Origin of the sequence: Nostoc sp., assembly GCF_041747015.1 — a bacterium.
Lineage (GTDB): Bacteria > Cyanobacteriota > Cyanobacteriia > Cyanobacteriales > Nostocaceae > Nostoc.
On sequence record NZ_JBGTFY010000051.1, the window covers coordinates 1 to 11979 of the forward strand.

The following is an 11979-nucleotide window of genomic DNA, read 5'->3' on the forward strand; positions in this document are numbered from 1 at the left end:
TCACTCAATGCTTCTTGTTGTAACCTACCAGCCGGAATCAATTCATGGCAGTGCAGGCAACCACCATAAGCATAAGGAAGTACGGGTCGAGTAGCAGTAAAAATATCTCCAACTTGCCTTGTTTGCTTATCAACAGGAACCTTAGCACCAATCTGAATGCCTGGAATCAGGTACTGATGCACTAGCGCGTTGAAAACTAGACGGCTTTGCATCGAGTCTGCTGTCAAGAACAAGAAATCAGCATCTACCAGTAAATGTGCGATCGCTTCATCGACGATATTTCCCACAACCGGATCATAGCGGATGGAGGGATTAGCTTGTTTGGCAACCCGGCGGGCGACATGGACTTTATAAGCAGCCAATCGCTTGCCGAGTTTTTGCAACCACGGAATCGGCTGTTTGGTTAACCAAGTCATTGCATCCCAAGGAGTTGTGCCAACAATACGGGGTCGATTGGTTAAATCAACGCGGTCAAAGTCGATGGCGATGATATGTCCTACTCCCAAGTGGGATAACCATTCATTAATCAACGAGCCTCCGCCGCCAAGTCCGATGATTCCCACCTTTAAATTGGCGAAAATTTCTTGTCCGACATCGCCAAACAAGCGTGCGTGGCGGTCGTACATGGGATTGGCGGCACACAGTCGGGGTTGGGGCGCAGGATAAAGTCGCCGAATATGCGAACCGATAACGGTCATGTGGTCGAGTTGAAAGCGACCAGAGGGAGTCCAGATATCCCCTGCTACGGCGTTTTTGGCAAAGACTAGCGCCCCCACCGGGCCGCCATGAGTAATATCGAGCAGCGCTGGATATCCTCGTTCGTGGGATGCGATATCATCAGATGAGAAACAAACTTCGTCTCTACCGCCATGACAGTGTACAGCGAAGTAACAGAGGTTGTGTTCTGCACAGTAACCTGATATTTCAGCTACAAACTTTGCAGTCAAAGCACGGTAGCCACGAGTACCAGGTACATAGTCAATCCTGTCTTGCGCTAGAAAAACTTCACGCGCTAGCAGGCGGATACCGCGAGAGGTTTCTACAATACCTGCTGCAATCACCGCGCCATGTTCATCACCATCGCCAGGAAAAAGATGCTGATGAAGCTTTTGATAAAGTGGCTGATCAATTCTGAATTCAATAGGTTTGTTCATTGGCTTCTCAACCACGAAATAACCTTGGTTAACTTGGTTGCAGCCGTATCAATAGCTGGGTTCAATCGCTTGGAACGCCTCGATACTTGGATTGCTGGACGATCTCGCCAAGAGTTAGAAGCAGATAATCCATTGCCTTTGATTAGACCACCATCAACCCGTCGCAACCCCCCATCAATAAAATGTGGGTACACATCTGCATGGGGATACTGAAAGGTAATCAAGAAGCCTACCCAGCTAGTGGAAGGTACGTACTGTTCGCCAATTAGCATATTATTAACGATGATGTATGCGCCTCCGTTTGGTTCTGCTTCTATATCAACAGGATGCTCTGGAAAGGCTTGCTTGATTTCTGCGATCGCTTGTTCAATTTCAGGTGTCATCGGTATCCCCTATGAGTTGTCATCAGGTGCAGTGGCACGGAACTTTTGCCCTTCATGCAGGGTAATGGTTTCGCAGTCTCCAATTTGCTTGAGGGGAGAATTGCCTTTGACCTCAAACAGTACAAAGTCTTCCTGAATTGCTACGCCCTGTTTTATGGCAGTCTGTTTAATCTCTAAACCTGTAACCTTGTGCTGTGAGAAGTTTACAGGGCGTTCATTGACAGTAACCGTAATCATTTTCGGTTTGTTGGACAGTGCTTCGGTGTCTTTTATGTTACTAACTTGCATGACAATACTCCTTGTGTATTAAATTGAACTTTTGATTACTGATTGCCCAAAGATGACACTTTGCCGTAAAAATACTGAAGCAGCTTTATCATCCTATTGGTGTTGAATTGTCTTCCTATTTCAGGAGGATAACTTTTACTACAAGGAAACGTCAACAGCAAAAGGAAGTAATATCCTATAAAAGGATAGTTAGGCAGATAAGGATAGTTGCGAACAACACAAACCGAATGGAATTAATGGAGTACATCGGAGAACGCATTCGCTATCTGAGGACGAGTTATGGAGGTAAGGGGCTATCCCAAGAAGCACTAGCAAAAGAAGTGGGAACAAGTGCAAACACCATTTCGCGTTGGGAAACTGCGACTTATCGCCCATCAATTGAAGACCTCGAACACCTTGGTCGGTTCTTCGGAGTGTCAATTTTAACTTTTTTCCCAGCAGAAGAAGCTCCGCTTGGCGAGGAAATAGCTGCATTGTTGCGTGTAGTTAAACAGTTACACCCTGAAGACCTAGCAGAATTGCGTACTTACGCTGAATTTCGGAAAGCGCGAAGTCTCTACCAGCAAGGAGATAAATCGAAATCAGGGCGGAAGAGGAAAAAACAGAATGACGCAGAATAAATACTATGAGGAGATGAAGGAACTTGCACGTTCGGTTCGGTCAGAATATGGCTTAACAACTCCGCGAGTACGCAAGTCGGATATAGGACGTATCTACAAGACACATAAAATTAAATATGATTTGTGGCCTCTAAAAAATTCACCCCCCACAGCGAAATTCAAAAAGCTGCGGGGGGCTTTCTTTTATGATGAGTACGGTGCAACTATTATGATTAGCCGTTCGCTACCGGAAGCACCAGCACTTTTTACAATGTGTCATGAACTGAAGCATTTTCTCGTTGACCGCAACCTGAAATCTGTACTGTGTGGAGAATACAATCAAAATGAAAACATTGAAGTTGGGGCAGAAGTTTTTGCTGCTGAAATGTTGTTTCCAGACGCTGATTTTATTGCTGGTTTAGTTCAGATGGGGGTAAAAGAAGGTGAATGTACTTCAGAAGATTTGGTGCGATTGAAGCATTCAACAAAAGCAACAATTTCTTACGCAGGAATGGTGAAGAAAGCCTATTTTCTAAGGTTTGCCCGTAATGGCATATTGGATAATGTCAAATGGATGAAACTAGAAGAAAAAATGTACGGAGTTCCGATTTATAAGCAAATCCAACGCCAACGCAAGCAAGCAGAAGGACTTTACTGTTAATTTGGTAAAGAATTTGCTAGTAAATCGTGTTTTGTTCTGTACCACTAATCTATGACCGACTCAACCCTCAACCGCCCTGCTGTATTCATCGAAAAAATGATATCCGTGCAAGTGCTGAACGAGCAAGTTAATTTTGAACATGGGGGAAAGCCTTTTAAAGGATTACATCGCTGATATTTGCGTAAACCTTTGTCATTATAAATCAGGAGGTAAAATATATGAAAATTGACGTGCGTGGTGCTGTTCTAGCTGCGAAAAAATATTTTGAAGATATCCAGGATATGATAGGTAATTCTATCAATGATATCTTGCTTGAAGAAGTAGAATTGTCAGAGAATAAAAGGTTTTGGTATGTAACTTTAGGTTTTAGTCGCCCTGTCGCTAAAACTGAAAGAACACTTATTCCTGAAGCTATTTCTTTAGCTACTAAATATGAGCGTGAGTATAAAATATTTACCGTAGATGCCGAAACGGGGGAAGTAAAATCGATGAAAATTCGTGAGGTATGAAAGATTATATTAGTTTATTGTTTAAAAGTTACAAACAAAAAGGAATTTTAATTGACACAAATATTTTATTACTTTGGTTTGTTGGTACTGTAAATCGGGGGCGAATATCACAGTTTAATCGGACTGAAAAGTTTTTACCGGAAGATTACGATTTGCTAGTGAGTATCTTGTCGTATTTCTCAAAAATTGTTACAACTCCTAATGTGCTGACTGAAGTGAATAGTCTGGTTAACCAGATTGGTGAACCAGAACGTTCTCAATGTTACTCTGTCTTTGCTCAAGCGATGACTGCATTAGATGAATTTTATATTGAAAGTATAAATGCTGTTCAGCTAGATAATTTTACTAAATATGGGCTGACTGACTGTGGAATTGTGACTTTAGCAAAAAATAAATATTTAGTGCTTACAGATGATTTCAAGTTAGCTAATTATCTGCAAAAAGTAGGTATTGATACAATTAATTTTAATAATATTCGGACTTATGGTTGGTAATAAAAATGTCTGACTCAACTTCTAAACGCCCTGCTGTATTTATTGAAAAAATGATGCCTGTGCAGGTATTAAACGAGCAAGTTAATTTTGAACACGGGGGAAATCCATTTAAAGGATTACATCGCTGGTATTCGCGTAAGCCTTTATCATTTAGTCGCGCCAGTGTGTTGGCTTCTTTATTACCAGCAGATATCACAATGCAAGAGTTTGAATATTTGCTGGGGTTAGTACCGGGGAAGGAGGTAAAGCTATATAAAACGCCGCCTAATTCTGTGCAAATTAAGAAGGTGCATGATTATTGTGAGAAGGTTTGGGGAACGCGCACACCGACTGTTTTAGATGCGTTTGCAGGTGGTGGAAGTATACCTTTTGAGGCGGCAAGATATGGGTTAAATGTGCTGGCTTCTGATTTAAATCCTGTGGCGGTGGTGACGATGAAGGCGGCGATGGAATATCCGCTAAAGTTTGGCCCAGATTTGCAGCAGGATATTGATAAATGGGTGAAGTGGGTAGGGGATGAGGCGGAGAAAAGATTGGCTGAGTTTTTCCCATCTTTACCTGGGGAAACTGTGCAGAATTATTTATGGGCGCATACGGTTGTTTGTCCAAGTTGTGAGTCTGTTGTTCCGTTGAGTCCTAATTGGTGGTTAAGTAAAACCAGCAATTATGGAGGAAAAGGACAAGCTAGGAAAGTTACAAGTGATTGGTATGCAGTTAAGCCAATTCCTAATCCTGAGAATAAGCGTGTTGATTTTGAGTTGGTTAAGGGAAGAAAGGGGAAGGGAACAACGATTCAAACAGATGATGAAGAATATGATCCTGATATTACGGTTACTTTAAGTAGGGGTGTTGGTAGATGTCCTAATTGTGGCAATGTAATTGATGATGAAGCAATCAAGAGATATTCATCTATTAACAATCTAGGCTATCAATTATATGCAGTTGCCTATAAACAAGGGAAATCAGGATTAGAATTTAGACTGCCTAAACAAACAGATTTAGATGATATTCAAAAAGCTGAGTTTTATCTAAACCAAAAATACTCAGATGGTAGCATTAGTAATTTAATTCCAAGTGAACCAACCAGTACAGGTTTACACGACTCACCACGTAATTATGAGTATGGGTTACGAAAATATGAGGATTGCTTTAACCCCCGTCAGCTTCTAACTCTCGTTACCTACGTTAAAATTATTAATGAAGCAAAAGAGCTAATTCAAGTTGAGCATGATTGGGAGAAAGCACAAGCAATTTCAACTTATTTGGCTTTAGTATTAGATAGATGTGTTGATGAAAACTGTAGATTAGGACGTTGGAATCCTCCTAGAGCTGGTTCTGAAGGTGCTTCATCCCAACATGCACTCAATTTAATGTGGAATTATCCAGAAAAAAATGGTGCTGGTGAATTATGGTGTTGGTGCGCTGATGTCTTTGCTTCTGAATATGAAAAATTATGTGCATTATTCGGAACAAAACCAGGTTCAACAGGTATCCCAGGACTTGAACAACATAATCCAAAATCAATTAAAATCGACTCAGCCTCAGCCGATAACTTAACTCATATCCCCGATAACTCAATTGATGCAGTTATCACAGACCCACCTTATTACGCCACAATTCAATACGCTGAATTATCAGACTTTTTCTACGTCTGGCTAAAACGCACCCTTGGCGATATCTTCCCCGAATTATTCTACTTAGAACTAACCGACAAAGACCGCGAAGCCGTCGCCAACCCTTCACGCTTTAAAGGGATGGGTAAACCTGCTACTGATACCACAGAAGCAATTACCCCTGAAAAGCTTGCCAACCAAGATTATGAAGCAAAAATGGCGATGGCGTTCGCCGAATATCATCGCGTATTATGCGACGACGGCGTAATGACAGTACAATTCAACCACAAAGACTCCGGCGCGTGGGATGTCTTAGCCAAATCCCTCATCGATGCTGGTTTCGAGATTACCGCATCTTGGGCAGTCAGTACCGAAAACCCGCAAAACTTGCACCAAGCGCAGAAAAACGCAGTATCCAGCACCGTGCTTTTAGTATGCCGCAAACGCGACCCCAACGCTAAACAAGCTTGGTGGGATGATGTGCGTATCAAGGTGCGAAATATCGTCTTTAAAGAAGCACCGGAACTGGAAAAATGCTTAACAGCAGATTCTCGTCCTGCGGCTGATAGAGTAAAACATCGATATCCTACTGCTAATCCTACTGCTAATAAAGAAGAAGATAAAGATAGCTCACGTCGCATTAAACCCCCTGGTATTAACTTGTGTTTAAGTGCTTTTGGTTGTGCTTTGAGAGAGTTTACCCAATATAGTTCCATCCTCGACAGCGCCGGAAATCAAGTTGAACCCAAAGCAGCATTTGAAGAAGTACGCCAAGCAGTAGTCGAATACCGATTACAAAACTTATTAAAAGGTAAAGACTTCAACGGTATCGACCCCTTAACCCAATGGTACATCTTGGCATGGGATACCTTTGAAGCGCGAGAATTCCCCTTTGATGAAGCTAGACAACTGGCTTTAGCAGTCGGTGGTTTTGATGTCTCCGATTTAGTCAAAAAACACAAATTACTCGATTCTGGAAGCGGTTACTGTAAATTACTTACCCCGCAACAACGCTTGAAAAAACGCGCCTTCTCCGTCACCGATACTGAATTTTCTGCTAGATATTTAGTAGATGGACTCCACGCCATTATCGCCCTTTACCAAGAGGAAGACAATACAGAACCAGTCCGTAGATTTCTCAAAAATACCGGCTTAGTCAGCAACGATTTATTTATGCGGACATTTGAAGTAGCTTTAAAAGTAATTCCGCGCATTGGTGATGAAAAGAAACGCATTCCCGAAGAAAAAGCGTTATTAGATTTGTGGTTGGCTATGGATGAAATTAAAGCGAAAGTGTCTTATGTGCAACCTGAGATACCATTTAATGAAGGTGGACAATTGAACTTATTTTGATGACTGTCAACCGTCAACTATTAACCGTCAAGCAACTTATGTTACTTTTAGACCCGAAGACACTTCAACCAACCGAAGACCAACGTATCATTCTTTATGATGTCACCTGGGAACAATACGAACAACTCTCTGATATGTTTATTGATGAATTTCCCCGTATGACTTATTTAGAAGGAACACTAGAGATTATCATGACTACCTCTCCAGAACATGAGCGCCTTAAAAAAATAATTGCTAGATTACTAGAGGCTTATGCAGAGGAAAGAGACATTAATCTTAATGGTTATGGTAGTACCACCTTTCGTAAGCAAGCCGCGAAAAAAGGCGCAGAACCAGATGAATGTTACTGTCTTGGAGAACTAAATGAAGTCCCAGATATTGCCATAGAGATTGTTATAACTAGTGGCGGAATTGACAAACTAGAGGTTTATCGAGGTTTGGGAGTAAAAGAAGTTTGGTTTTGGAAAAACCAGCAATTTAGTTTTTATTATTTATCAGAAATTGACGGTAAATACACTCAAAATTCTTACAGTAAATTACTGCCAAATTTAGACCCTGTTTTATTAGCTAGTTTTGTCAGTGAAACTAATCAAACACAGGCGGTTAAACTATATCGAAAAGCATTGCAAAATCAAAATGCTTAACTGATGACTGTCAGTTGACGGTTAACAGTCAACTCGCTACCGCAAGAAGCAAGCTACAGTGAACGGTTAATAGTCATTAGTCATCAGTTAACTAATAAGGAAATAATCAAACATGAAGGTTAGAGGCATAAAACGTGGTCAAAATATTGAAATATTAGAACAACTAGCTAGACTGAATCAATTATTTGGCGCTTGGAAGAACCAACCGGAATTAACAGAAATCTTTACAGAAATTGACCAACAGCGCCATACTTATCAAGGCAGAACTATAGACTCCATTGATAATTAAAATTAGATAACTGGTTAGAAATTTGAAAAACCTGCGTGAATATCCCTGGAAAATTAGCTACACCAGCAACACCCACAACACCATCACTGATTTCTACATTCCTGCTTTAGAGTGTGCCATTCAATATGACCGCAAAGCCGGCTTTTTTAGCAGTGCCATTTTAAGTAAAGTTGCACGGGGTTTAGGTGCAATGCTGCACAACAAAGGGCGAATGCGGTTAATCATGGGCTGTCAGTTTAGCCCCCAAGATTTACAAGCAATTCAACAGGGATACGAACTGCGAGACGCATTGCTATCTCGTCTAGACGCAGACTTAAAACCACCAGAAAGTTTTGCCCAACTCAAACACTTTGAAATTCTCAGTTGGTTAATTCAAAATCAATATCTCGATATTAAAATTGCTATTCCTCTGAAACAAAATGGACAGCCAGAAGATAGTACACAGCAACTAGACCCACAGCATATATTTCATGAAAAAGTTGGCATTTTTACTGATAGCAAGGGCGATAAATTAGCATTTAATGGTTCCAATAACGAATCTATTGGTGGCTGGGAGAGGAATATAGAATCATTTCACGTTTATTGTTCTTGGGAGGGAGGAAGGGAACTAGATAGAGTTGAAGAAGAAGAAGCGAGGTTTGAGCAACTTTGGTATAACGTATCGCCTAACGTGCGAGTTTTTGAAGTTCCAGAGGCGGTACAGAAAAAGCTATTGCGTTACGCAAAATCTACTAAACCTGATTGGAATGCCCAAGCTGAATTTGACTCTAGACCTCTAACAAAAATAGAATTAACTGAACCAGAAGCACAACCAGAACCGGAACTAAAACCAGACACTTCTGTTATTTCTACAGAACAAAGGGAACAAGAACGGTTGGCATTTACTCAACTTGCTAATATTCATGAACATCCCGGCTGCTTGGACTTTTGTTTAAAATCAATTCCCATTCACCCCTGGCCACACCAAATTAAAATACTGCGCCGCGTTGCTCAAAATTTTCCCCAAAGTTTTCTCATTGCTGATGAAGTTGGTTTAGGTAAGACAATTGAAACTGGTTTAATTCTGCGTTATCTGCTGTTGTCCAAAAAAGTGAAGCGGGTACTGATTTTAGCACCTGCTAGTGTCCAACCCCAATGGCAAGAAGAACTACGGGAAAAATTTAATCTGCATTTTTGGAGTTACACATCTACAGAATTTAAAGACCCCTACAAGCGGACTATCCCCGCAGTAGCTAATCCCTGGAATACTCAAGACTTAATCCTGGCTTCTTCTCATTTGGTGCGAAGAACTGACAGAATGCACCAGCTACTATCAGCAGAACCTTGGGATTTAGTAGTCTTAGATGAAGCACACCACGCACGCCGCAAAAGTCCCCAAGACCGCAAGGAAACACCCAATCGCTTGTTACAGTTAATGACACAGTTGAAGGAGAAGACTAAATCCCTGATTCTTTTGTCAGCAACTCCCATGCAAATTGATGCCATAGAAGTTTTTGATTTGTTAAACCTGCTGGGATTGCAGGGACATTGGAGTTATGGCGGTAACTTCTGCGATTATTTCGCCTCGCTACAAGGTGCTGTCAAGCCGGAAATAATAAATTTTTGGCAAGTCATGTCTAATGATTACTTTGGGCGCGGCGGACAACCTTGTTCTAGGTTAGAGCAGTTTTTGACCAAGAGCGATCGCATCCTCGCTTACAAAATGCAGGATACTTGGCAACGAGGAAAGAAAATCTCCAATCACAAACAATTATTGGCAGATGAAGACTTTATCGACACCTCACGCCAATACTTGACAGTGAACACGCCCCTAAAAGACTTGATGTTCCGCCACACCCGCGATACTCTCCGACAATACTATCAAAGGGGACTGCTAGAGCGGGATATTCCTACTAGAGTTGTGCAGGATAACGCTATTACGCTGGAACCCCAACGGGAAGTACCGCTTTACGTAGCTGTCAGCGACTATGTACGTCACTTTTACCGACTGGCACAAATAGATCAGCGTTCTTGTTTGGGTTTTTTGATGACCCTTTACCGCAAACGTTTGACCAGTTCATTTTATGCTATCAAGTCATCTCTGCAACGTCGTTTGGATTATTTGCTAACTCAACGGGGAAGCGTTTTAAGTGACGACGATTTAGTAGATGTGGATAATGAGGATGATGCAATAATTGCTGGGCTGGAATCTTTCTTTGAACCAGTAGACCCCCAGGAAATTCAATATCTTGAAGAATTACTACGCCAATTTGAAAACACTGGGGAAGATAGCAAGCTTTCTCGCTTTATTCAGATTTTACGCCAAGAATTAACTGACCGAGAAAGTGCGATCGTTTTCACCCAGTACACTGACACGATGGACTATCTACGGGATACATTGAAGGAGTTGTACGGTAGCCAAGTAGCTTGTTACTCAGGTCGTGGTGGGGAATTGTACCAGAATGGGGAGTGGTGTCTAGTTCCCAAGGAAGAAATTAAACGCCGATTTCGCCAAGATGAAATCAAAATTCTCCTTTGTACTGAGTCTGCTTCCGAGGGTTTGAATTTACAAAATTGTGGGGTGTTGATTAATTATGATATGCCTTGGAATCCCATGCGGGTCGAACAGCGTATTGGGAGAATTGACCGCATTGGACAAAGGTATCCGACTGTGCGAATTCACAATTTTTACTATGATGGCACTGTAGAAGCAAAGGTTTATCGAAAATTGCGCGATCGCATTAATGCCTTTGCCACTGTTGTTGGTAATCTTCAGCCGATTTTAGCCCAAGTCCCTACCTTTATTGAACGGGCTGTTATGAGTGCTGATCCAGAAGAAGAGGATGTTTTAATGTCTCAATTCGATTCTGTGTTAGACAGCCCACCACCTCGTCTAGCAATCGAGGAAATGGTAGCGATGGATTTAGAAGCTGACTTAGCGGAAATTCAAAAACCAATCCCCTCTACTCCTTTTACGCCAGAAACTATTGAGCAGTTATTCACCTACTCAGCAATTTTAAAAGCTAATGGTGTGCAGTTTGAGAGAAGGAGCGAACGTACTTGGCAACTGAATTACAAAGAGCAGAATTACATGGTTACTTTTTATCCCAATGTTTTTGATGAAATGTCTTCACTACGTTTAATGAATTTTGGCGATCCCTTATTTGAAAAATTGCTACAAACCATTAATTGTTGAGACTACAGTTTTAAGATTTATATTACTGGCTTAGTGGGGTATGGGGTGGTAATCTAACAAAAATACGGGATTATATTATCCGGTAAGTTAGTATTTTTATTATTTTTAAATCTTCTCAAAACGAACCGTTCAAAGCTTCATTTTCCCGTGGCATCTTGACGTTTTTAGCCTTAAAAATGATTTTAAAAACAATATCTCTGCCTGACTGCCTCAACACTTGCAGATAAGCAACAGCATCATCACGTCGGCGGAATCTTTTCACAACAATATTTTCTTGATTGGGAATATCATGGACAATACACCACGGTTTTAATTGCTCAGAATAAGTCATATTTTACCCCTTAAAAATGCTGTAAAATAACCATGTTATGTGCTTTTAAATCGCCAATATTTACCTTAAACGAGGAGGTATACTCAAAGACAGGTCAAATTGATATTGACAATTAGAATTATGTGTGCATTAGATTTATTGGACAGATATATAGCGTTCAGACTGGAATGAAAGAAAGTGTACTCAATCTGAAAACCTTGCAGGGCAAAGCTTTTGTTTTAAAAACCTTTCATGAATCAAACCGGATTGCTATATGTAGAAGAGAAATGTTATTGAGATCAAGGCGAATGAGTCAGACATAGCAATTGCCAAAGTTGTTCGGGAACTTCTTCAAAATGTTCCAGTAAAAAGTCCATGAATGCCAAATGTCGTAAATCATTAGGCTGAGGATAGCGTCTAAATTTACCTTGCTTAAACCAACCTCTGACCGTAGAATCGGAACGACAGCATATTAAGGCAATTTGTTCATAACTCACATCCCATTTG

12 protein-coding genes and 1 pseudogene are annotated in these 11979 nt (G+C 41.0%); 8 read left to right on the plus strand and 5 right to left on the minus strand.

Annotated features, from left to right (window positions below):
• The 3 genes from ACEW80_RS03850 to ACEW80_RS03860 all read right to left on the minus strand — a co-directional run.
• Positions 1-1154, minus strand: a 1154-nt coding sequence (locus ACEW80_RS03850; protein WP_373525323.1) for a ThiF family adenylyltransferase, incomplete at its 3' end; no start/stop codon positions are given.
• Positions 1151-1537 carry a hypothetical protein gene (locus ACEW80_RS03855; protein WP_373525324.1) on the minus strand — a complete coding sequence of 129 codons (387 nt, stop codon included), beginning with the start codon at positions 1535-1537 and terminating at the stop codon, positions 1151-1153. The genes ACEW80_RS03855 and ACEW80_RS03850, both read right to left, overlap by 4 nt.
• 9 nt (positions 1538-1546) lie before the next feature.
• Positions 1547-1825 carry a multiubiquitin domain-containing protein gene (locus ACEW80_RS03860; RefSeq protein WP_373525325.1) on the minus strand — a complete coding sequence of 93 codons (279 nt, stop codon included), beginning with the start codon at positions 1823-1825 and terminating at the stop codon, positions 1547-1549.
• A 227-nt stretch (positions 1826-2052) separates the two neighbouring features.
• Here ACEW80_RS03860 and ACEW80_RS03865 point away from each other — a divergent pair, with 227 nt between their 5' ends.
• The 8 genes from ACEW80_RS03865 to ACEW80_RS03900 all read left to right on the plus strand — a co-directional run bounded on the left by ACEW80_RS03865 (position 2053) and on the right by ACEW80_RS03900 (position 11162).
• The gene (locus ACEW80_RS03865) at positions 2053-2445 is read left to right on the plus strand and encodes a helix-turn-helix domain-containing protein (RefSeq protein WP_373525326.1); all 393 of its coding nucleotides are present in this window, start codon (positions 2053-2055) and stop codon (positions 2443-2445) included.
• On the plus strand, positions 2432-3085 hold the full coding sequence (locus tag ACEW80_RS03870; RefSeq protein ID WP_373525327.1) for an ImmA/IrrE family metallo-endopeptidase: 654 nt from the start codon (positions 2432-2434) through the stop codon (positions 3083-3085). The genes ACEW80_RS03865 and ACEW80_RS03870 overlap by 14 nt, the downstream gene beginning before the upstream one ends.
• 218 nt (positions 3086-3303) lie before the next feature.
• Complete coding sequence (locus ACEW80_RS03875) at positions 3304-3594, plus strand: hypothetical protein (RefSeq protein WP_094345577.1); 291 nt, start codon at positions 3304-3306, stop codon at positions 3592-3594.
• Positions 3591-4088 (plus strand): PIN domain-containing protein, encoded by a 498-nt coding sequence (locus ACEW80_RS03880; protein ID WP_373525328.1) that lies wholly within the window; start codon positions 3591-3593, stop codon positions 4086-4088. Before ACEW80_RS03875 ends, ACEW80_RS03880 begins: the two co-directional genes overlap by 4 nt.
• A gap of 5 nt (positions 4089-4093) precedes the next feature.
• On the plus strand, positions 4094-7054 hold the full coding sequence (locus ACEW80_RS03885; protein WP_373525329.1) for a DUF1156 domain-containing protein: 2961 nt from the start codon (positions 4094-4096) through the stop codon (positions 7052-7054).
• Positions 7054-7698, plus strand: a complete 645-nt coding sequence (locus tag ACEW80_RS03890) for a Uma2 family endonuclease (RefSeq protein WP_373525330.1) — start codon at positions 7054-7056, stop codon at positions 7696-7698. Before ACEW80_RS03885 ends, ACEW80_RS03890 begins: the two co-directional genes overlap by 1 nt.
• A 112-nt stretch (positions 7699-7810) precedes the next feature.
• The gene (locus ACEW80_RS03895; RefSeq protein WP_373525331.1) at positions 7811-7987 is read left to right on the plus strand and encodes a hypothetical protein; all 177 of its coding nucleotides are present in this window, start codon (positions 7811-7813) and stop codon (positions 7985-7987) included.
• A gap of 22 nt (positions 7988-8009) precedes the next feature.
• On the plus strand, positions 8010-11162 hold the full coding sequence (locus tag ACEW80_RS03900) for a DEAD/DEAH box helicase (protein ID WP_373525332.1): 3153 nt from the start codon (positions 8010-8012) through the stop codon (positions 11160-11162).
• A 115-nt stretch (positions 11163-11277) separates the two neighbouring features.
• Here the strand turns inward: ACEW80_RS03900 and ACEW80_RS03905 are convergent, their stop codons facing one another.
• A complete protein-coding gene (locus ACEW80_RS03905; protein WP_094345573.1) occupies positions 11278-11493 on the minus strand; it encodes a hypothetical protein in 216 nt (71 codons plus the stop codon).
• Between the two features lie 278 nt (positions 11494-11771).
• Positions 11772-11979, minus strand: a pseudogene (locus tag ACEW80_RS03910) (hypothetical protein); the annotation flags it as partial.

Excerpts from the sequence above, each read along its gene's own strand:
- ACEW80_RS03855 (WP_373525324.1), bottom strand. The coding sequence starts at position 1,537 with ATGACACCTGAAATTGAACAAGCGATCGCAGAAATCAAGCAAGCCTTT.
- ACEW80_RS03860 (WP_373525325.1), bottom strand. The coding sequence starts at position 1,825 with ATGCAAGTTAGTAACATAAAAGACACCGAAGCACTGTCCAACAAACCG.
- ACEW80_RS03865 (WP_373525326.1), top strand. The coding sequence starts at position 2,053 with ATGGAATTAATGGAGTACATCGGAGAACGCATTCGCTATCTGAGGACG.
- ACEW80_RS03870 (WP_373525327.1), top strand. The coding sequence starts at position 2,432 with ATGACGCAGAATAAATACTATGAGGAGATGAAGGAACTTGCACGTTCG.
- ACEW80_RS03875 (WP_094345577.1), top strand. The coding sequence starts at position 3,304 with ATGAAAATTGACGTGCGTGGTGCTGTTCTAGCTGCGAAAAAATATTTT.
- ACEW80_RS03880 (WP_373525328.1), top strand. The coding sequence starts at position 3,591 with ATGAAAGATTATATTAGTTTATTGTTTAAAAGTTACAAACAAAAAGGA.
- ACEW80_RS03885 (WP_373525329.1), top strand. The coding sequence starts at position 4,094 with ATGTCTGACTCAACTTCTAAACGCCCTGCTGTATTTATTGAAAAAATG.
- ACEW80_RS03890 (WP_373525330.1), top strand. The coding sequence starts at position 7,054 with ATGACTGTCAACCGTCAACTATTAACCGTCAAGCAACTTATGTTACTT.
- ACEW80_RS03895 (WP_373525331.1), top strand. The coding sequence starts at position 7,811 with ATGAAGGTTAGAGGCATAAAACGTGGTCAAAATATTGAAATATTAGAA.
- ACEW80_RS03905 (WP_094345573.1), bottom strand. The coding sequence starts at position 11,493 with ATGACTTATTCTGAGCAATTAAAACCGTGGTGTATTGTCCATGATATT.